This is a genomic window from Leifsonia sp. NPDC058248 (assembly GCF_042881905.1).
Classification (GTDB): Bacteria; Actinomycetota; Actinomycetes; order Actinomycetales; family Microbacteriaceae; genus Leifsonia.
This window is the reverse complement of sequence record NZ_JBHVXB010000007.1, coordinates 180,547-201,118: the sequence shown is the minus strand read 5'-3', so window position 1 is coordinate 201,118 and position 20,572 is coordinate 180,547. Positions and strand designations below refer to the sequence as shown.

At 68.6% G+C, this 20,572-nt stretch carries 18 protein-coding genes; 3 read left to right on the top strand and 15 right to left on the bottom strand.

The features are described from left to right. Positions 1 to 21 precede the first annotated feature (21 nt). From ACFVV5_RS13415 to ACFVV5_RS13365, 11 genes are all read right to left on the bottom strand, one after another. Positions 22 to 1,089, bottom strand: coding sequence for a glycosyltransferase (locus tag ACFVV5_RS13415; protein WP_387244709.1), 1,068 nt, complete (start codon positions 1,087 to 1,089; stop codon positions 22 to 24). Then, on the bottom strand, positions 1,086 to 2,348 hold the full coding sequence (ftsW, locus tag ACFVV5_RS13410; protein ID WP_387244706.1) for a putative lipid II flippase FtsW: 1,263 nt from the start codon (positions 2,346 to 2,348) through the stop codon (positions 1,086 to 1,088). The genes ACFVV5_RS13415 and ftsW overlap by 4 nt, the downstream gene beginning before the upstream one ends. Continuing rightward, positions 2,314 to 3,846 carry a UDP-N-acetylmuramoyl-L-alanine--D-glutamate ligase gene (gene murD / locus ACFVV5_RS13405; protein WP_387244703.1) on the bottom strand — a complete coding sequence of 511 codons (1,533 nt, stop codon included), beginning with the start codon at positions 3,844 to 3,846 and terminating at the stop codon, positions 2,314 to 2,316. Before murD ends, ftsW begins: the two co-directional genes overlap by 35 nt. Next, positions 3,843 to 4,955: a phospho-N-acetylmuramoyl-pentapeptide-transferase gene (mraY, locus tag ACFVV5_RS13400; RefSeq protein WP_387244700.1), complete on the bottom strand. Its 1,113-nt coding sequence runs from the start codon at positions 4,953 to 4,955 to the stop codon at positions 3,843 to 3,845. Before mraY ends, murD begins: the two co-directional genes overlap by 4 nt. Continuing rightward, entirely contained in the window at positions 4,952 to 6,379 is a 1,428-nt protein-coding gene (gene murF, locus ACFVV5_RS13395) for a UDP-N-acetylmuramoyl-tripeptide--D-alanyl-D-alanine ligase (protein ID WP_387244698.1), read from the bottom strand. Before murF ends, mraY begins: the two co-directional genes overlap by 4 nt. Continuing rightward, positions 6,379 to 7,923, bottom strand: a complete 1,545-nt coding sequence (locus ACFVV5_RS13390) for a Mur ligase family protein (protein ID WP_387244695.1) — start codon at positions 7,921 to 7,923, stop codon at positions 6,379 to 6,381. Before ACFVV5_RS13390 ends, murF begins: the two co-directional genes overlap by 1 nt. Before the next feature lie 11 nt (positions 7,924 to 7,934). Beyond that, positions 7,935 to 9,689 carry a peptidoglycan D,D-transpeptidase FtsI family protein gene (locus ACFVV5_RS13385; protein WP_387244693.1) on the bottom strand — a complete coding sequence of 585 codons (1,755 nt, stop codon included), beginning with the start codon at positions 9,687 to 9,689 and terminating at the stop codon, positions 7,935 to 7,937. A gap of 19 nt (positions 9,690 to 9,708) precedes the next feature. Beyond that, on the bottom strand, positions 9,709 to 10,398 hold the full coding sequence (locus ACFVV5_RS13380) for a hypothetical protein (protein WP_387244690.1): 690 nt from the start codon (positions 10,396 to 10,398) through the stop codon (positions 9,709 to 9,711). Continuing rightward, positions 10,395 to 11,348 (bottom strand): 16S rRNA (cytosine(1402)-N(4))-methyltransferase RsmH, encoded by a 954-nt coding sequence (gene rsmH / locus ACFVV5_RS13375; protein ID WP_387244983.1) that lies wholly within the window; start codon positions 11,346 to 11,348, stop codon positions 10,395 to 10,397. The genes ACFVV5_RS13380 and rsmH overlap by 4 nt, the downstream gene beginning before the upstream one ends. Before the next feature lie 103 nt (positions 11,349 to 11,451). Next, on the bottom strand, positions 11,452 to 11,883 hold the full coding sequence (gene mraZ, locus ACFVV5_RS13370; protein WP_387244687.1) for a division/cell wall cluster transcriptional repressor MraZ: 432 nt from the start codon (positions 11,881 to 11,883) through the stop codon (positions 11,452 to 11,454). A 243-nt stretch (positions 11,884 to 12,126) separates the two neighbouring features. Beyond that, positions 12,127 to 12,519, bottom strand: coding sequence for a DUF3040 domain-containing protein (locus ACFVV5_RS13365; RefSeq protein ID WP_387244684.1), 393 nt, complete (start codon positions 12,517 to 12,519; stop codon positions 12,127 to 12,129). Between the two features lie 76 nt (positions 12,520 to 12,595). Here ACFVV5_RS13365 and ACFVV5_RS13360 point away from each other — a divergent pair, with 76 nt between their 5' ends. After that, entirely contained in the window at positions 12,596 to 13,714 is a 1,119-nt protein-coding gene (locus ACFVV5_RS13360; protein ID WP_387244681.1) for a polyprenyl synthetase family protein, read from the top strand. Positions 13,715 to 13,726: 12 nt separating this feature from the next. Here ACFVV5_RS13360 and ACFVV5_RS13355 read toward each other — a convergent pair whose 3' ends face one another. Further along, positions 13,727 to 14,068, bottom strand: a complete 342-nt coding sequence (locus tag ACFVV5_RS13355; RefSeq protein WP_387244678.1) for an Rv2175c family DNA-binding protein — start codon at positions 14,066 to 14,068, stop codon at positions 13,727 to 13,729. Positions 14,069 to 14,217: 149 nt separating this feature from the next. Here ACFVV5_RS13355 and ACFVV5_RS13350 point away from each other — a divergent pair, with 149 nt between their 5' ends. Next, the gene (locus ACFVV5_RS13350) at positions 14,218 to 15,348 is read left to right on the top strand and encodes a LysM peptidoglycan-binding domain-containing protein (protein ID WP_387244675.1); all 1,131 of its coding nucleotides are present in this window, start codon (positions 14,218 to 14,220) and stop codon (positions 15,346 to 15,348) included. 93 nt (positions 15,349 to 15,441) lie between these two features. Further along, a complete protein-coding gene (pknB, locus tag ACFVV5_RS13345) occupies positions 15,442 to 17,346 on the top strand; it encodes a Stk1 family PASTA domain-containing Ser/Thr kinase (RefSeq protein ID WP_387244672.1) in 1,905 nt (634 codons plus the stop codon). Between the two features lie 7 nt (positions 17,347 to 17,353). Here pknB and ACFVV5_RS13340 read toward each other — a convergent pair whose 3' ends face one another. The 3 genes from ACFVV5_RS13340 to ACFVV5_RS13330 form a co-directional block, all read right to left on the bottom strand. Continuing rightward, positions 17,354 to 18,688, bottom strand: a complete 1,335-nt coding sequence (locus ACFVV5_RS13340; RefSeq protein WP_387244980.1) for a class II 3-deoxy-7-phosphoheptulonate synthase — start codon at positions 18,686 to 18,688, stop codon at positions 17,354 to 17,356. Between the two features lie 135 nt (positions 18,689 to 18,823). Beyond that, entirely contained in the window at positions 18,824 to 19,513 is a 690-nt protein-coding gene (locus ACFVV5_RS13335) for a lysophospholipid acyltransferase family protein (protein ID WP_387244669.1), read from the bottom strand. 9 nt (positions 19,514 to 19,522) lie between these two features. Beyond that, positions 19,523 to 20,473, bottom strand: a complete 951-nt coding sequence (locus tag ACFVV5_RS13330; RefSeq protein ID WP_387244666.1) for an ROK family glucokinase — start codon at positions 20,471 to 20,473, stop codon at positions 19,523 to 19,525. Positions 20,474 to 20,572 lie beyond the last annotated feature (99 nt).

The following is a 20,572-nucleotide window of genomic DNA, read 5'->3' as shown; positions in this document are numbered from 1 at the left end:
TCAAGTATGACGGTACGCGCACTAGAGCGAGCTGCGGATGAGCGACACCATGCGGTCCGAACCGTCGCGCACTCCGGCGCTCGCGGCGCGAACCCCCATGCGGGCCAGACGATCGCGGTCGCCCAGCAGTGGGAGCAGGTCGGTGTCGACCCACGTGGGGAGGAACGCTGCGTCGTCGACCAGGATTCCCCCGCCCGCTTCGACGACTCCGGCCGCGTTGAACCGCTGCTCTCCGTTGCCCACGGGATACGGCACGTAGACGGCCGGGATGCCGAGGGCGGCGAACTCGCACACCGTGGCGGCCCCGGAGCGCGCGATCGCGACATCGGTGAGCGCGAACGCCAGATCCATCCGATCGCAGTAGTCGAGGAGACGGTAGTGCTCGATGCCGGGGTCGGTGAGCTCGCCGCGTCCGCCCTGGATGTGCAGGACCTGGAAACCGGCGTCCGTGAGCTCCGCCGCCCGGTCGGCGATCGTGCGGTTGATCCGGCGCGCACCCAGGGACCCGCCGGTGACGAGCAGCGTGGCGCGGTCATCCGTGAGCCCGAAGAAGGCGAGCGCCTCCGGCCGCGACGCCGCGCGGTCGAGCTGCTCGATCTCGACCCGCAGCGGCATCCCGACGAAGGTGGAATGCGGCAGCTTCGTGCCCTGGAACGCGACGCCGACGAACGGCGTGTAGCGCGCACCCAGACGGTTCGCGAGGCCGGGCTTGGCGTTCGCCTCGTGGAGGATCAGCGGCACCCCGGTCTTGCGCGCGGCGGAGTAGGCCGGTGCGGCCGCGTAGCCGCCGAACCCGACGACGGCGTCGATGCCGCGCTCCTCGATGAGCCGGCGGACCGTGCCGATCGCCCGGCGGTACTCGCCCGGAAAGCGCAGCGCCGCCGCGTTCGGCCGCCGCGGGAACGGCAGCTTCGGGATCGTCGCGAGCTCGTAGCCCCGCTCCGGCACGAGTCGCGCCTCCAGCCCTTCCTGCGTGCCGAGCACCACGACCTCGGCGGATGGGTCGTCTCGCCGCAACCGGTCGGCGACCGCGAGCAGGGGATTCACATGGCCGGCGGTGCCCCCGCCGGCCAGCAGGTAGCGCGTCACGCGCCGGCGCCGATCGTGGAGCGCGAGGACGAGCGGCGGGCGGTGCCCTGGGGGACGTTCTGGCGCTTGGCCTCTTTGCCGGTCTCCCGGGCGAAGGACAGGACGATGCCGATTGCGATCATGGAACTGATCATCGCAGTTCCACCTGCAGAGATCAGTGGGAGCGGCACTCCGAGCACGGGTATGACGCCCAGCACCACCGCGATGTTCACGAACGCCTGGCCGATCAGCCAGACCATGATGGCGGCCGTGGTCACCCGGGCGAACGGGTCGGACGACGCGTGCATGATGCGCAGGAACACGATCGTGAGGAGCACGAAGAGGACGAGCACGACGACCGCGCCGATGAGTCCCAGCTCCTCGCCGATGATCGCGAAGATGAAGTCGGTGTCCGCGGCGGGCAGCCACGACCACTTGGAGTGCGAGTTGCCGAGGCCGACCCCCCAGATGCCACCGGAGGCGAGCGCGTAGAAGCCGTTGTCGATCTGCCAGTTCACGTCGGGATTGGCTGCGCTCGCCCCGCCGAACAGCGCGGCGATGCGGCCGAGCCTGCTCTTGCTCGACACGGCGACGATCACGGCCAGGATGGCGACGGCAACCGTCCCGAAGGCCAGGTGGCGCAGCTTGACGCCGGCGAAGAACAGCGCGCCGAGCACGATCGACGCCATGATCACCGTCGTTCCGAGGTCGCCGCCGAGGATGACGAGGAGGATGGCGCCGCCGGCGATCGGCACGACCGGCACGACCACGTGCTTCCACTGCCCGAGCAGGTCCTTCTTGCGGGCGAGGACCACCCCGAGCCACACCACCAGCGCGACCTTGATCGCCTCGGAGGGCTGGATCGACTGCGAGCCGACACGCAGCCAGTTGCGGTTGCCGCCGATCTCCACGCCGAGCGGCGTGACGAGCACCAGCAGCTGAAGAAAGCAGGCGCCGGCGAGCAGCACCCAGATGCTCTTCTTCCAGAACCGGGTGGGCAGGCGCGAGACCAGGAACATCAGCGGCAGTCCGATCAGGGCGTACGCCCCCTGCGACCAGAACCGCGAGAAGAAGTTGTCGGTGTCGTTGTGCGACTCGACCGACGACGACGAGAGCACCATCACGAGGCCGAACACCACCATGAACAGGGTGATGCCGAGCAGGAGGAAATAGTTGGCCGATTCGGCCTGCATGGCCTTGCCGAGTGAGATGCGCGCAGTCAAGGAACCGATCCGGGTCGGAGCCTTAGTCTCCTCCGGGGTGCGAGGCGGAGCGCTCATCCGCCTCACCTCCAAAAAACTCGTTGACCGCCGCCTGGAAGCGGCGCCCTCGTTCTGCGTAGTCGGCGAACTGGTCCATCGACGCCGCCGCCGGTGCGAGGAGAACAGTGTCCCCCGCCTGCGCGGCCTCGCCGGCCAGTCTCACCGCCGTCGGCATGACCTCATCAGTTTCGTCGGCGTCGACCTCGTACACGGGCAGGTCGGGCGCGTGTCGTGCGAATGCGGAGCGGAGCTCCTCCCGGTCGACCCCGATCAGCACTGCGGCGCGCAGCCGCGACGTGTGCCGTTTTACCAGCTCGTCGATCTCGACGCCCTTGAGCAGACCACCGGCCACCCAGACGACCGACTCGTAGGCGCGGAGCGAGGCGTCGGCGGCGTGCGGATTCGTCGCCTTCGAGTCGTCGACCCAGCTCACCCCCGACTCGATGCGCACCAGCTCGATGCGGTGGGCGTCGAGACGGAACGCGGTCAGCACATCCCGGATGACCCCGGGCTCGATGCCGTACGACCGGGCGAGCGCGGCGGCGGCCAGGATGTTCGCCACGACGTGCGGGGCGGCGAGGCCCGCGTCGCGCAGTTCGTCGATCGTCGTCAGTTCGATCGCGGTCGTGAACCGGTCCTCGAGGAAGGCACGGTCGCAGAGGATGCCGTCGACGATCCCGAACTCGCTCGGCCCCGGGATGTCGAGGCCGAAGCTGATGGCCCGTGCGCCTTCGATCACCTCGGCGTCGCGCACCATCTGCTCGGTGGCATCGTCGGCCCGGTTGTAGACGCAGGCGACCTGCGTGTTGTCGTACACCTTGGCCTTGGCCGCCCGATAGGCGTCGAACGATCCGTGCCAGTCGAGGTGGTCGTCGGCGATGTTGAGGCACGCGGCCGAGTACGGTGACAGCTCGCCGCCCGGATTGCGGTTGATCCAGTGCAGCTGGTAGCTGGAGAGCTCGACGACCAGCACGTCGAATCCCTGCGGGTCGCGGATGGCGTCGAGCACGGGGATGCCGATGTTCCCGCAAGGCGCCGCACGGTAGCCGCCGGCGAGCAGCATGGTCGCCGTGAGCTGCACGGTCGTCGTCTTGCCGTTCGTTCCGGTGACGGCGATCCAGTCCGCCGGGCTGCCGACCTTGTCGCGCAGGCGCCAGGCGAGCTCGATGTCACCCCAGACCTGGATTCCGCGCTGGTCCGCCCAGTCGAGCAGCGGATGGTCGTGGTGGAAGCCGGGCGAGACGACGACGAGCTGGGGGTCGAACTCGGCCAGGCGGGCCGGCGGCGCGCTCAGATCGGGGTCTTCGAGCAGCTCAGCGCCGATCACGGCGAGCAGCATCGCCCGCTCCTGGTCGGCCTTCGCCGTGACGACCAGCACCTCGGCGCCCAGCTCGACGAGGGTGTCGGCGACCGAGAATCCGGTGACGCCGAGACCGTAGACCGCGACGCGCAGCCCGCGCCAGTCGCCGGAGTGCCAGCTGGTGAGGCCGGCGAGACGTTCGCCCAGCTCGGTCATGTCGCGAGCCATTCGAGGTAGAAGCTTCCGACTCCTGCCGCGACCAGCAGCCCGCCGATGATCCAGAAGCGCACCACGACCGTCACCTCGGCCCAGCCTTTGAGCTCGAAGTGGTGGTGGATGGGACTCATCAGGAAGATGCGTTTGCCGTGCGTCAGCTTGAAGTACGCCCGCTGGACGATCACCGAGCCGGCCTCGATGACGAACAGGCCGCCGATGAGCACGAGCAGCAGCTCGGTGCGGCTCAGGATGGCCAGGGCGGCGATCGCGCCGCCGAGGGCGAGCGATCCGGTGTCGCCGAGGAAGATCTGCGCGGGCGACGTGTTCCACCACAGGAAGCCGACGACGGCGCCCACGATCGCGGTCGCGACGATCGCGAGGTCGAACGGGTCGCGCACGTCGTAGCACTTGGCCACGTTCGCGGGATCCAGCTTGAGGTTGGAGCACGACTGGATCGACTGCCAGAACCCGATGATGATGTAGGCGCCGATCGCCAGGATCGAGGCGCCGGACGCCAGACCGTCGAGTCCGTCGGTGACGTTCACGCCGTTGGAGGTGGCGGCGACGATGAAGTTGATCCAGATCAGGTACAGGCCGTACCCGACGATGACGCCGATCGCGCCGTACTTCGTGATGGACATGAAGTCGATCGGCAGGTCGCGGATCAGCGAGACGCTCATCGTGGCCGGTGTGTAGCCGTTGCCGTTCGGGAACATGATGGCCAGCAGCGCCCACACCGTCGCCACGATCACCTGGCCGGCCACCTTGGCCCAGCCCGTGAGGCCGAGGCTGCGCTGGTTACGGGTCTTCAGGAAGTCGTCGACGAAGCCGACCAGGCCGAGGCCCACCATCAGGAAGAGCACCAGCAAGGCGGAGACGGAGGTCTCGTCACCGGTCAGCAGGAGGGCGACGAAGTAGCCGAACAGCGTGCCGAGGATGATGATGATGCCGCCCATGGTGGCGGTTCCGCGTTTGGCGTGATGGCTCTGCGGGCCGTCGTCGCGGATGAACTGCCCCCACTGCAGCTTCTTGAACAGACGGATGAACACGGGGGTGAGGAACAGCGTGAACGCCATCGACAGTGCACCGGACGTCAGCAGAGCTCTCACGAGAACAATTCTCCCAGTCGATCGCCCAGAAACCGGAGGCCGGCCGAGTTCGAAGATTTGACGAGCACAGTGTCCCCCGATTCCAGTGCGGTTTCGAGGTGTTCGAACGCGGCGTCCGGCGTGTCGAAGTAGAGCGACTCGCCGTCCCACGACCCCTCGTTGATGGTGGAGATGTGCATCCGGCGCGCAGCCGGACCCACCACGATGAGCTGGTCGATGCCGAGACGCACGGCCAGCAGGCCGATCCGGTCGTGCTCTTCGCCGGAGAACTCGCCCAGCTCGCTCATCTCGCCGAGGACCGCGACGGTGCGCCCGCCCGGCTCCGAGATCTGCGCGAGCGTCTTGAGCGCGGCCGACATCGAGTCGGGACTGGCGTTGTACGCGTCGTTGATGACGGTGACGCCGCGAGCGCCTCCCATCACCTCCATGCGCCAGCGCTCCGCCCGCTGCACGGACTGCAGACCGTCGACGATGGTGTCGATGCCGACGTCGAGCGTGTACGCCGCGGCCGCGGCCGCGAGGGCGTTCATGACGTGGTGCTCGCCGAGCACCCGGAATTGGACGGACCGCGACTCGCCGTCGGGGAGGTGCAGCTCGAAGCCGGTCCCCTTCGCACTCGAGACCACCCCCGTCGCTCGCACGTCCGCCCGATCGTCGAGCCCGAACCACAGAATGCGGGCGATGGTCTTGTCCGCCATCGACGCGACCCGCGGGTCGTCGAGGTTGAGGACGGCCACGTCGGTGTCGAGGAGGTCGCTCACCATCTCGGTCTTGGCGGCGAGCGTGGCCTCGATCCCCCCGAACTCGCCGGCGTGCGCGAGCCCCACCTTGAGCACGACACCGATGTCGGGACGCGCCATGCGCACCAGCCGGGCGATCTCGCCGATCCCGCTGGCTCCCATCTCGGCCACCAGGAACTGTGTCTCGTGGGTGACCTCGAGCATCGTGACGGGAGCGCCGACCTCATTGTTGAATGAGGCGCGCGGCGCGATCGTCGGTCCGACGCGCTCGAGGATGGCACGCAGCAGGTTCTTGGTGGTGGTCTTGCCGTTCGAGCCGGTGACCCCCACGATCCTCAGGGTTCCGGATGCTCGGACCCGGGCGATCACCTCGGTGGCGAGGTCGCCCAGTGCCACCACGGTGTCGTCGACGACGAGTTGGGGCGCCGGACGGCTCCACTCCTCCGTCGCGAGCTCGTGGTCGACGACGAGGAGAGCGGCACCCGACGCGACCGCCTGCGGCACGAAGAGGTGGCCGTCGGTCACGTCGCCGGGCTTGGCGAAGAAGATCGTGCCGGGCACGACCTCGCGGGAGTCGGTCGTGGAGAGTCCGTCGACGACGGTCTCGGGCGTGGCGTCGGTGCCGTCGAGCACGAGCCTGCCCCGGGTGGCCGCGGCGATCTCGGCCAGGGTCATCGCGATCATCAGAGCCACCCGGCCTCTCGCAGGGCGAGCCGGGCGTCGTCGCGGGCGGAGTACGGGATGCGCTCCCCCGCGACCTCCTGGTAATCCTCGTGACCGGGTCCGGCGTAGAGGACGATGTCGCCCTCCTTCGCGAGCGACAGGGCCTTGCGGAAGGCCGCACGCGGGTCGGGGACTTCGTACAGTTCGAGGTCGGGAACCGCGGAACGGGCGCCCGCGAGGAGGGTGGCGCGGATTGCGGCCGGGTCCTCCCAGCGCGGGTGGAAGTCGGTGATGACCACGGCATCCGACCCTCGCGCCGCGATGGCGCCCATGTCGGTGCGCTTGGTGATGTCGCGGTCGCCGTCGGCGCCGAACACCATGACGATCTTGCCGTCGGTGACCTTGCGGAGCGCTCCCAGGGTGCTGAGGAACGCATCCGGGCTGTGGCCGTAGTCGATGAAGACGACGGGACCGGCGTCGCCGGAGATGCGCTCGGCGCGGCCCGGGATGAACGCGTTGATGCCGCCGTCTCGCTCGAGCGCTGCGCCGATGGCGTCGAGGTCGTAGCCGGACTCGACCAGCATCACGATGGCGAGGGCGGCGTTCGCCGCGTTGTAGGCGCCGAGCAGCGGGACCTGGGTCTCCAGGCGCCGGCCGTCGGGGCCTTCCAGCACGAACGACGTGCGGTCGACGCTCTCGTCGAGCACCTGCATCGTCCACTCGGCGTCGCCGCCGGCCGACGTCGACAGGGTGGTGACGGGGATGCGCGACTGCTCCACCAGGGCGCGGCCCCAGTCGGAGTCGACCGTGATGACGCCACGGCGCGCCCGGTCGGGCTGGAACAGCTCCAGCTTCGCGGCGAAGTAGTCGTCCATCGCGTCGTAGTCGTCGAGGTGGTCGTGGCTCAGGTTCGTGAAGCCGACCACGTCGAACTCGATCCCGTCGACGCGATGGCGGCTGAGCGCCTGCGCCGAGACCTCGATGGCGACGGCGCGGACCGCCTCCTCGCGCATCCGGGCCAGCAGTGCGTGCAGCTCGCTCGCCTCCGGGGTCGTGAGCTTGCTCGTGATGGCGGTGTCGCCGATGCGGCGCTCAGCGGTGGAGCTGAGACCGGAGACGACCCCCAGCTGACCGAGGATGGCGTTCAGCAGATACACGACGCTGGTCTTGCCGTTCGTGCCGGTGACGCCGAAGAGCGTCGCGGAGTTCTCGTCGGTGCGGTAGATCCAGGCCGCGACTGCGCCGAGGGCCGCGCGGGCATCCGGAGTCACGATGACCGGCAGGCCGGAGCCGGCCGCGAGCTCCGCGCCCTCCTCGTCGGTCAGGATCGCGACGGCGCCGGCGTCGGCGGCCTTCGCCGCGTAGCTCGCGCCGTGCGCGTTGCGCCCGGGAACCCCCACATAGAGATCGCCGGGCTCGACGGCTGTGGTCGCCAGTGCGACCCCGGTCACCTCCACGGCATCGAGATCGCCCCGGAAATCCAGCCCGAACTCCGCCACCAACTGTGCGAGAGGTCGGGCGACGGGATGCTCGGGGCGCAGAGAAGAGGGCGCCGGTCCTGTCACGAGGCTCACTTTCAGTAGTACGGCGGGTAGTCTGCCGGGCTGGTCGTCGAAGGCTTCACCCGGAAGGTCTTCAGCACCTGACTCATGATCGTGTGGAACAGCGGAGCGGCGGCTGCCGACGAAGTAATGGTAGTCGGGTATCCGAGGTTGACCGAAACGACGTACTGGGGGTTGTCAACCGGGGCGACGCCCATTACGGAGACGTAGTACGACGGCAGGTACCCTCCGTGGCCGTCCGGCTGCTGTGCCGTTCCGGTCTTCGCCGCGACGCGGTAGCCCGGGATCTGCAGCTGCCTCGCGAGCTCGCCGGAGGTGACGACGCTCTCCATCATCCCGAGCGTCGTCTTGGCGGCGCCGGGAGACACGACCTTGATCGGCTTGGGCGCGGGAACGTCGGTGACGGTGCCGTCGGGGTGCGTGCACCCCTCGACCAGCGTGAGCGGGACGCGGACGCCGTTGTTGGCGAGCGCCTGGTACGCCGACACCATCTGCACCTGGGTGGCCGAGACGCCCTGGCCGAACATGGTGGCGTACTTGGTCTGGTCGTCCCAGTCCTTGACCGGGTTCAGGATGCCCGAGGACTGACCGTTGTACGGAATGCCCGTGTCGACGCCGATGCCGAACTTCTTGAGGTAGTCGTACCGTGTCTGGTCGCTGAGCGCGCTGCCGAGGATCGACATGCCGGTGTTGGACGAGTTCATGAGCACGCCGGTGAGGGTGAGGCGTTCGTCGTCGTGGTATCCGGAGTCGTGGAGGTCGGCGCCGTGGCCGGACTGGAACCGGTACGGCGCCAGCACCTGCGAGGTCGGAGTCGCCTTGCCCTGGTCGATCAGCATGCTGGCCGTGAGCGCCTTGAAGGTCGAGCCGGGCTCGTACGGGGTGCTGAACGGAAGGAGGCCCCAGTAGCCCGGCGAGGTGGCATCGATGTTGTTGGGGTCGAGCGCGGGCCATTGGGCGATCGCCTTGATCTTGCCGGTCTTGGCCTCGGCGACGGTCACGAAGCCGAATTTGGCGCCGACCGCCCCGACCTGCTGTGCAAGCGTCTGCTCGGCGAACCACTGCAGGTCGCTGTCGACAGTCAGCTTGAGCGTGCCGCCGTCCTTCGCCGGCTTCTGCACCACGGTGCTGCCCGGGATCGCCACACCGTCGGCGCCGCGCTGGTAGGTCTCACTGCCGTTCTCGCCGGCGAGGCAGCCGTTCTCGCTGTCCTCCAGGCCGCCCTTGCCTCCGCTCGACACGTAGCCGAGGAGGTTCCCCGCGACGGCGCCGTTCGGGTACGTGCGCGCCGGGACCTTCGTGAAGGTGAGCCACGGGTACGGGAGCTTGTCGAGCTTGTTGAACGTCGCGACGTCCATGCCGGTCTTAACCAAGGCGTACTTCGAGCCGGGGTCGGCCTTGAGCGCCTTGTCGATGAGCGTGACGATCGCAGCGCCGCCCTGGCCGGTGATGGCGCCGATCGCGTTGGCGGCCTCGACCATCTTCGTGCGGGCGCTCGGACTGCCGTCGCCGATCGCGTCGGAGGGCGACAGCTGGGCGGTGTAGCGGTAGACGGTGGTCGCGAGGACCGTCCCGTTCGCGTCCAGGATGCTCCCCCGCGCGCCGCTCAGCGTCTCCTTGACCTCTTTGGCGGTCACCGACTGCTTCTGCAGGTCGTCGGCGCGCACCACCTGGATGTCGACGAGCTTGGCTCCGAGGATCCCGACGGTGGCGGCGACCGCGAGCATGGTGACGGTGGTGCGCCTGCGCATCGTCTTTCTCGTGATCACGATCGAGCTCGTCCCGTCGTCAATGCGTCACCGGTGTCGGCAACGCTCCGTCCAACGGTACGGTCGGCGCCGTCGCCGCCTTCTTCGGCACGCTCGGGGCTGTCGAACTCCCAGCTTTGCCGGAGGCCGCTCCGGCGGCGCCCGCCGCTCCAGCAGCGGCTTTCGCGCCGCCAGTCGCAGCACCGGTGGCCGGATGCGCCGCGTGGAGCTGGGTCGCCAGCGGAACGCCTTTGAGCAGGGAGTTCGGGACGAGGTTGCCCTGGCCGCCTGTGACCGTGCCTGCCGCGCCGTTCGCCGGCACCGGGGCGCCGAGGACCGCCCCGTCGGACAGCCGGAGGTAGACCGGGTTGCTGTTGCTCACCATGCCGAGCGCGTTGGCGTTCGCCGCCAGGTTCTGAGGGGACGCCACCCGGTTGAGGTCTTCGGACGCGGCCTGGTACGACCGCTGCAGCTCGGTCTGCTTGTCCTGCAGCGAGCTGAGCTGGTAGGCGCCCTGCGAGATGCCGATGCTCAGCAGCAGCTGCGCGACGACGATCGCGAAAAGGGCGCCGATGGCGACGATGGCGTACACCGCTCGCGGCCGCGCACGACGCTGACTGCGCGTCGAGACGACTTCGAGATGACTGGGGCGCTCCTCCTCGGCCGGACGCGGCGCGGTGCGGCCGATCCAGCCGACCGACGGCCGCCTCTCGGCCAGATTCGTGCTCACGAGCCCCTCCTCACGCGTTCGGCCGCCCGCAGGCGCACTGACGTGGCCCGGGGGTTGGCTGCCTTCTCGTCCTCGTCCGCGAGCTCGGCGCCGCGGATCAGGAGCTTCAGCTCGGGTCTGTGCTCCGGCAATTCGACGGGGAGCCCCGCCGGAGCGCTCGACGTCGAACGCGTCTGCAGCTCGCGCTTGACGATGCGATCCTCCAGCGACTGGTAGGCCTCCACCACGATGCGGCCGCCGACCGACAGCGCGTCGATGGCGGCGGGGATCGCCCGCTCGAGCACCGCGAGCTCCTGGTTCACCTCGATGCGCAGCGCCTGGAAGACACGCTTCGCCGGATGCCCCTGCCGCTGCACAGCCACCGGTGTCGCCTTCGTGATCACGTCGACCAGCTCGGCGGACCGCACGAACGGTCGCGTCTCGCGTGCCTGGACGATCTTCTGGGCGTAACGCGCCGCCAACTTCTCCTCCCCGTAGTCGCGGAAGATCCGGCGGAGGTCGGCCTCGCTGTACTCGGCCAGGATCACGGCGGCGGTCAGCTCGCTGGTGCCGTCCATGCGCATGTCGAGCGGGGCATCCTTCGAGTACGAGAACCCGCGTTCGACCCGGTCGAGCTGCAGGGAGGACACGCCGAGGTCGAACAGCGCCCCCTGGATCTCGCCGATCCCGAGATCGTCGAGCGCCTCCCGGATGCCGTCGTAGACCGTGTGCACGAGATGCACGCGATCGCTGAATCGCGCGAGACGCTCGCCGGCGATGGCCAGCGCATCCGGATCGCGGTCGAGCCCGACCAGCGTCACCTCGGGGAAGCGCTCGAGCACGCCGATGGAGTGGCCGCCCATGCCGAGCGTGGCATCGACGAAGACGGCGCCGGGCTGCTGGAGGGCCGGCGCGAGCAGCTCGATGCAGCGCTCGAGCAGTACTGGGGTGTGGATCTGGTCGTCGGTCATGATGACGGGGTCGAGCTCCTGGATCCTGATCCCCATCCATTCCGACCTGGCACCGGGGAAGTGTGTCAGGGCGGTGGAATGGCTGGGAGTCGGGCGCCAGGCGCTAGAAGAGTCCCGGGATCACCTCCTCCGTCGTGTTCGCGAATGTCGTCTCCTGCTCCGCCAGGTAGGTCTCCCAGGCCTGTGCGTCCCAGATCTCTGCGCGGCTGCCCGCACCGATCACGACGAGGTCGCGATCGAGTCCTGCGTATGCGCGCAGGGTGGTCGGCACCGTCACGCGGTTCTGCTTGTCCGGAACCTCCGCGCTCGCCCCCGAGAGGAAGACGCGCAGGTAGTCCCTGGCCTGCTTGCTGGTCACCGGCGCCTGGCGGATCTTCTCGTGCAGCGATTCGAACTCGCGCTGACTGAAGACGTAGACGCAGTGCTCCTGGCCGCGGGTGAGAACGATTCCGGACGCGAGCTCATCCCGGAATTTGGCCGGCAGGATGATGCGCCCCTTCTCGTCGAGCTTGGGGGCATAGGTACCGAGGAACATCGGTGACTCCCCCCACTCTTCCGGCCAAGGTTGCGGTGTAGCTCCACTTTACTCCACATCCATCCACTATTTAAGCTCCTTCCACCAAAACCGCCCGAAATGGGGGCAAACACCCGCCAAAACTCAACGATCGAGCAGGTGGAGGAAAATGGAGCGAGTTGGTCCAAAAAACGGGCATGAAAAAAGGGCCGATCCGAAGATCGACCCTGAGGTCCCGCCCGGGTGGAGCGGGAGGGGAGGGGCTCAGCCCTGCCCGTCCTGCCGCTTGTCCCACCGGTCGTTGAGCTTGTTCATGAAGCCGGCCTGCGTCGTCTTGCCTTGCTTGCCGTTCGGCGACGTGGAGCCCGCATCGACGCCGTCTGGCGCTCCGGCGGGTCGCTTGCCCGGCGCAATGGCCAGAAGCACCCCGACGAACATCAGGACGAAGCCGACGATGCCGACGATGGGCAGTTGCACGAAGACGCCGGTGATCAGGACGCCGACACCGACGACCGCGATCAGGATGCCGAGGACGATGGACCGGTAGGCGGGCTTGCCGCGCCTGGCTCCGACCGTCGCAACGAAATCTGCGTCGTTCTGATAGAGGCTGCGCTCCATCTCTTCGAGGAGGCGCTGCTCGTGTTCCGAAAGCGGCATCCGTTTCCCCCTCTTTCCCGGGTTCGAGGCGTTGTGAAGCTGATTCTAGCCCCGCCGTGATGGCTAGGCTAGGCGTGTGTCAGAAAGCATTCGGTTCGTCGACCTGATCCAGACCAGAATCGATGGATTCCTCGATGCGCGCGCCTCCATTCTCGTCTCCATAGCCGATGAACTCGCCCCTGTCGAAGCGTTCTCCCGGGATTTTCTCAGCGGCGGCAAGCGGTTCCGGGCGCTCTTCTGCTTCTGGGGCTGGCAGGCGGTGCGCTCCTCGGGCCCGGACGCCGACGAACGGGGTCCCCAGGCCGGCGGCGCACTCGACGCCGTGGTCTCCGTCGCGAGCGCTCTCGAGGTGTTCCACGCGGCGGCGCTTGTGCACGACGACATCATCGACAACTCCGACACCCGCCGGGGAGCGCCGTCCGCGCACCGGCGTTTCGAGGGCCTCCACGCGGAGAACGGCTGGGAGGGATCGGCCGCGGGCTTCGGCACCGGGGCCGCGACCCTGCTCGGCGACCTGATGCTCATCCTCAGCGACGAGCTCTTCGACGAGGGGCTCACCGAAGTCGTGAGCGCTCCTGCCCGTCGCGCCGCCCGAGCGGAGTTCAACCGGATGCGCGTCGAAGTCACCGCCGGCCAGTACCTCGACATTTTCGAGGAGATCGGCTGGAACACGCAGACCGACGCGGACCAGCTCTCCCGCGCCGAACGCGTGATCGTCTACAAGTCGGCCAAGTACAGCATCGAGGCCCCGCTCGTGATCGGCGCCTCCCTGGCCGGAGCGACGATCGGCCAGCTCGAGTCGCTCCGGTCGTTCGGGCTGCCGCTCGGCATCGCGTACCAGTTGCGCGACGACCTCCTCGGTGTGTTCGGCGACGCGAGCGTCACCGGGAAGCCGAGCGGCGACGACCTGCGCGAGGGCAAACGGACCGTGCTCATCGCGCTCGCACGCGAGGCGCTGCCGGCGGGCGCACGCGCCACCCTCGACGAGCTCCTGGGCGACCGGGAGCTCACAGCGCAGCAGATCGAGACGCTGCAGATGACGCTCCGAGCATCCGGAGCCGTCGACAAGGTCGAGGACCTCATCACCACCAACGTCGAGCGGGCGATCGAGGCCATCGACGCGGCACCGCTCGGCGATCAGGCGAAGGCGCAGCTCCGCGAACTCGCCGTCACCGTCACCAAGCGCACTTATTAGTGCGAGCGGAGCTTAGGCGAGCGCCTGCGCCACCCTCCGCACTTCGGCTTTGCGCCCGGCACGGAGCGCGTCGATCGGCGCGGTTCCGAGGATCTCGTCCGGCTGGATCAGCCAGTCGATCGCTTCGTCGTCGTTGAAACCGTTGTCGCCCAGGACGATCAGGGTGCCGCGGAGCTCGGTGAGCGGTTCGCCGTCTTTGATGAAATCGGCCGGCACTTTGAGGACGCCGTCGATCCGCCTGGCGGCCAGGTGCTTGTCTTCGATCAGCCGCCGGACACGGCTGACGCCGATTCCGAGGGTGTCGACGAGGTCGGGGATGGTCAGCCACTCGCGGGCCGGGGCTTGCTCAGTCACCCCACAAGCCTCGCATGCCGGGGGGAGGCTCGGGAGCCATCCGCTTTGTTACGATTGTGTTAACTCAAATCACATACGTCACACTGATTGACTCCTTATTCATTCTGTGTCAGCGTGGAGGTTCGCAACGAGAACGAAGGTGGGGCCGAATGTCGCTGCGCGAAACCGATGTCACGCTGCCCGGGCACGTCCCGGATCGGCACCGCAGGTCGGCCAGATCCGTCCTCGCCACCATGCCCATCGCCCTCGCCAGCTCGGTCGCGATCACCCTCAATCTGATAACCCCCGCGCAGGCCGCCACCGAGCCCAGTGGTGAGTCGCAGCGGGCAAAAGAGAAGTCGCCCGAGGCGACCGGCGCCACGACGTCCGCGCTCGACGCCGACGCCGGCACGTCGGATGCCCGCACGGCCGTCTCCGGCGCACCCGCGACCTACCGCGTGCAGAACGGCGACACGGTGTCGGGCATCGCCGGCCGCTTCGGGCTCTCCACCGCGAGCGTCCTCGCCGTGAACGGCCTCAGCTGGAAGAGCCTGATCTTCCCGGGCCAGGTCCTCGCCCTGCACGGCGGAGCCGGTAAGGCGCACGTCGCCGCCCCCGCACCCAGTGCCCCCGCGCCGTCGTCCGCCAAGTACCGTGTGGCCTCCGGCGACACGATCAGCGGAATAGCTGCACGATTCGGCGTCCCCACCTCTGCGGTCCTGAGCGCCAACGGCCTCGGTCGCGCCAGCCTGATCTTCCCCGGGCAGCTCGTCACCATCCCCGGGCTCGCCACAGCCGCCCTCGACAAGGCGCACCCGGTCGCGCCGGTCGCTGCTGTCGCCGCGCCGGCAGCGCCCGCTCCTATCCCCGCGCCGCGTCCCGGCGCCATCGTCGCGCTCACCGCCGAGATGCGCGCCAACGCGCTGATCATCATCCAGGTCGGCCGCCAGAAGGGCGTCGACGACCACGGGCTCGTGATCGCTCTGGCCGCCGCCGCGCAGGAGTCGGGGCTGCGCAACGTCCGCCACGGCGACCGCGACTCCCTCGGCCTGTTCCAGCAGCGTCCGAGCACCGGCTGGGGCACCCCCGCACAGGTCCTCGACCCGCACTACGCCGCCCGCGCCTTCTTCGGCGGCCCCGGCAACCCGAACGCCGGCCGCACGCGGGGATTGCTCGACATCCCGGGCTGGCATTCGCTGAGCGTCACGGCAGCGGCACAGGCTGTCCAGATCTCTGCCTACCCCACCGCGTACGCCAAGTGGGAGACGTCGGCACGCCGCTGGCTCGGCCAACTCGGCTGAGCGGCGGTCCGCGATGATCACAAGGCGGTCACAGCCCAACCCTCCACGGTGTTTTGCCGGGTTCCAGCTGGTCGCCTTCTCTAAACTCGACACGTGACCACGAGCCAAACCGATCCCATGATCGGCCGTCTCATCGACGGCCGTTATCAGGTGCGCTCGCGGATCGCCCGAGGGGGCATGGCCACCGTCTACCTCGCCACCGACCTGCGCCTCGAAAGGCGCGTCGCCATCAAGGTGATGCACGGTCACCTGGCCGACGACAGCACGTTCAAGAGCCGCTTCGTGCAGGAGGCCCGCTCGGCCGCGCGCCTGGCGCATCCGAACGTGGTGAACGTCTTCGACCAGGGCCAGGACTCCGACATGGCCTACCTGGTCATGGAGTACCTGCCCGGCATCACCCTGCGCGACCTCCTCAAGGACTACGGCAAGCTCACCGCCGAGCAGACGATCGACATCATGGAGGCCGTGCTCAGCGGGCTCGCCGCCGCGCACAAGGCCGGCATCGTCCATCGCGACCTCAAACCGGAGAACGTGCTGCTGGCCGACGACGGCCGCATCAAGATCGGCGACTTCGGATTGGCCCGGGCCGCCAGCGCCAACACCGCGACCGGGCAGGCCCTGCTCGGCACCATCGCGTACCTCTCCCCCGAGCTGGTCACCCGCGGGGTGGCGGATGCCCGCAGCGACATCTACGCGCTCGGCATCATGATGTACGAGATGCTCACCGGGGAGCAGCCCTTCAAGGGCGAGCAGCCGATGCAGATCGCCTACCAGCACGCGAACGACGCCGTGCCGAGCCCGAGCAGCAAGAACCCGTCCGTTCCTCCGGAGCTCGACGATCTCGTGCTCTGGGCCACCGCGAAAGATCCCGACCAGCGTCCGCGCGACGCCCGGGAGATGCTCGACAGGCTGATCGAGGCCGAGAAAGCCATCCGGGGCGAGTCCGCCAGTATGCAGCCGACGATGGTGCTGCCGCCCGCGTTCGGCATCGACGCCGGAGACACCCAGATCATCAACCCGGCCATCCGCCAGCAGGTCGCCGCGAGCACGCCCGACAGCGTCGCGGTGCTCACGAGCACGGCCAAGCGGCGGCGGGCGAAGGGCTGGTGGCTGTTCGCCCTGGTCATCCTGCTCGCCGGCGCCGCCGCCGGAACCGGCTGGTACTTCGGCGCGGGCCCGGGATCGACCGTTCCGATCCCCGAGCTCACCGGCAAGACCCCGGCCGCGGCGGCCTCGACGCTCCAGCAGCTGGGCTTCGAGTCCACTCAGGCCAAGGAGTACAGCACGACGATCGCCGCCGGCCTCGTGTCGAGCACCGATCCGAAGGCAGGAGACTCCGCCAATCGCGGAAGCACGGTGACGATCAGAGTCTCGCAGGGGCCGAAGCCCATCAAGCTCCCGCCCCTCGCCGGCACGACCGTCGATCAGGCGACGTCCGCGATCAAGAGCGCCGGCGCCGTCGTCGGGACCATCGGCAAACAGTTCGACGCCAAGATCCCGGCGAACACCGTCATCTCGGCGTCCACGGCCGACGGAAAAGACCTCTCGGGGGGCGGCAACTATTTCGAGGGGATGAAGGTCAATCTCATCCAGTCGGTCGGACCCATCCCGAACGTCTCCGGGATGTCGGTCGACGACGCCAAGGCCACCCTGTCGAAGGTCGGCCTGCTCGTCGCCGACGGTCCGGAGTCGTACAGCGACACCGTCGCCAAGGGAGACGTCATCTCCGCGCAGCCGCAGTCCGACGGCCCGGTGAAGCCGAACGACACCCTGCTGCTCGAGACCTCCAAGGGTCCAGAGCCCGTGCCCGTGCCCGACGTGGTGGGCAAGTCGTGGGATGTCGCCAAGAAGACCCTGAAGGACGCGGGCTTCGACCTCAAATACAACGCCCTCGCCGACGTCGCGCCTTCAGCGTTCGTCGTCTCGAAGATCAGCCCGGCGGCGGGCACAGAGGTGGCGAAGGGCTCCCCCGTCACCGTGAACTTCGCCGGATTCTAGCCGGCGCTCACGACTGGCGGCCGCCCAGCTCCTCCGCCACCAGGAACGCGAGCTCCAGCGACTGCATATGGTTCAGGCGGGGATCGCAGAGCGACTCGTAGCGGGTCGCCAGGGTCTCCTCGTCGATCTGCTCGGAACCGCCCAGGCATTCGGTCACGTCGTCGCCCGTGAGCTCGACGTGGATGCCGCCGGGGTGCGTGCCTGCTGCGCGGTGCGCCTCGAAGAAGCCCTTGACCTCGTCGACGACGTCGTCGAAACGACGCGTCTTGTAGCCGGTCGGCGTCGTGAGGCCGTTGCCGTGCATCGGGTCGGTCACCCAGAGCGGCTTGGCGTCGGCCGACTTGATCGCCTCGAGCAGCGGCGGCAGGGCATCCCGGATCTTGCCGGCGCCCATGCGCGTGATGAACGTGAGCCGCCCGGGCTCGCGGTTCGGATCGAGCTTGTCGATGAGCTGCAGCATGGTCTCGGGCGTGGTGCTCGGGCCGAGCTTCACGCCGATCGGGTTGCGGACCCTCGACAGGAAGTCGACGTGCGCACCATCGAGGTCGCGCGTGCGCTCCCCGATCCAGACAAAATGTGCGGAGGTGTTGTACGGCGTGCCGGTGCGGGAGTCGATCCGAGTCATCGGGCGCTCGTAGTCCATCAGCAGGCCCTCGTGGCTGGAGTAGAACTCCACCCGGGTCAGCTCGTCGAAGTCGGCTCCCGCCGCCTCCATGAACTTGATGGCACGGTCGATCTCTTTGGCCAGGCCCTCGTAGCGCTGGTTGGCGGGGTTCTCGGCGAAGCCCCGGTTCCAGCTGTGCACCTGCCGCAGGTCGGCGAAACCACCCTGCGTGAAGGCGCGGATGAGGTTGAGGGTCGAGGCGGCCGTGTGGTACCCCTTCACCAGCCGGCGCGGGTCGGCCGCGCGCGACTCCGGCGTGAAGTCGTAACCGTTGACGATGTCGCCACGGTAGGCCGGCAGGGTGACGCCGCCGCGCGTCTCGGTGTCGCTGGAGCGCGGCTTGGCGAACTGCCCGGCCATGCGCCCCATCTTGATCACGGGCATCGACGCGCCGTAGGTCAGCACCACGGCCATCTGCAGCACGGTCTTGACCCGGTTGCGGATCTGGTCGGCCGTGGCTCCGGCGAAGGTCTCGGCGCAGTCGCCGCCCTGCAGGAGGAACGCCTTGCCGTCGGCCGCCCTCGCGAGACGGTTGCGCAGCTGGTCCACCTCACCGGCGAACACCAGCGGCGGAAGCGTGGCGATCTCCGCCGACGCCGCCGCGACCGCGTCCGGGTCGGGCCAGGCGGGCTGCTGCTTGATCTCGAGAGTGCGCCAATAGTCCAGGCCCGCAATCACAGACTCGTCAGCCAGCACGACGGGATCAGTGGTGTCTTGCACAGGACTTCCGCTCAACTCTGGGCGCGCCGAGCCAGCTCGCACGCGCCGGTGGGTATCGTGGCGCGCGGACGTTCGCGCGCCGGATATCTGAGCCTACCGTGAAAGAGCTGCGCGCTTTTCTTTGACGCTGCTGGCGTAGACGTCCACGTACTCCTGCTCGCCGAGAGCGTGGAGCTCGTACATGATCTGGTCGGTCACCGAGCGCAGGATGAACCGATCGCCCTCCATCCCCTCGAACCGGGAGAAGTCGATGGGCGCCCCGATCACGATACCGATGCGGCCCACCTTGGGGATCCGGGTGCCGATCGGCATGATCTTCTCGGTGTCGACCATCGCGACGGGGACGACCGGCACCTCCCCCTCGAGGATCATGCGCGCGACGCCGGTCCGCCCGCGGTACAGCTTGCCGTCGGGGCTCCGCGTGCCCTCGGGGTAGATGCCGAGGATCTCTCCGCGGGCGAGCACTGCGAGCCCGGTGTTGAGCGAGTCCTCCGAGGCCTTGCCGCCCGAGCGGTCGATGGGGATCTGCCCCGTCGCCCGCATGAAGGTCTTTGTCATCCAGCCTTTGAAGCCCCGGCGGGTGAAGTAGTCGCTCTTCGCGAGGAACGAGACGTGCCGGTCGACGACGAGCGGCAGGAAGATCGAGTCGATGAACGAGAGATGGTTGCTCGCGAGGATGACCGCACCTGTCGCAGGCACGTTCTCGAGCCCGATGACCCAGGGACGGAAGATGCCCTTGAGCAGGGGACCTGCGATCAGGTGCTTCATCAGCCAGTAGAACACCGGCTCAGCCTAACGCTCCGTCGCGTGCAGGCGGGCGAGATCGGCGGCTCCGACCACACCGGCGTCGTTGACGAGCTCGGCGATCTTGAACTCGGGCTCGGGGTGGAAGCCTCGCGCCGGCAGGTTCTCGAGGTACGCCTGCCGGATCGGCTCCAGCAGCAGCTCGCCGGCCTGGGCGACGCCGCCGCCGAACACGAACACCTGCGGGTCGAGCACGGCGCCGAGGCTGGCACACGCCTGACCGAGCCAGTCGCCCAGCTGGCGCAGGGCCGCGAGCGCTCCGGGATCGCCGGTCATGATGAGGTCGCTGATGTCGTGACCGCTCAGTGTTCCCTTGCGGGCGCGCACGTCGGCGAGCGCCTGGCCGATGCCGCCGGCGTCGGCCAGTTCGTTGGACATCCGCTGCAGGGCCCGGCCGGAACCGTACTGCTCGATGCAGCCGTGAGCACCGCATCCGCACGGCAGCCCACCGGGGACGACCCGCATGTGACCGATCTCGGCCCCGGCGCCGAAGCCGCCGCGGAAGAGCCGGTCGTTGCTGACGATCGCGCCGCCGACGCCCGTGCCGATCGTGAGGACGACCATGTCGCTGACGAGCCGGCCCGCGCCGTAGCGGAACTCGGCCCAGCCGGCGGCGTTCGCGTCGTTCTCGATGAGGATCGGCAGGTCGACGCGCTGCTCGAGCTTCTCGCGGAAGGGCTCGTTCCTCCAACTGATGTTCGGCGCGTAGTAGACCGTCGACTGCGCGGCGTCGATGAAGCCCGCGGCGGCGACGCCAGCGCCTGCGATCTCCTCCGGCCCGTCGGAGAGCCGTTCGATCATCTCGACGACGGCGTTCTCGATCTCCTTCGACGAGGCGGCGTCGGTGGGGACACGATCTTCACGGACGATGACGCCGAGCTCGTCGACCACCGCCCCCGCGATCTTGGTTCCGCCGATGTCGATCCCGATCGCGTGCACAGGCAACAGCCTTTCTCGAAGTAGTGGGGGTGGAGACGGCGGAGCGCTGCAGCCAGAGGACTCCCATCCGCACCATCTAGAGTGTAGTTAACCAGTCTG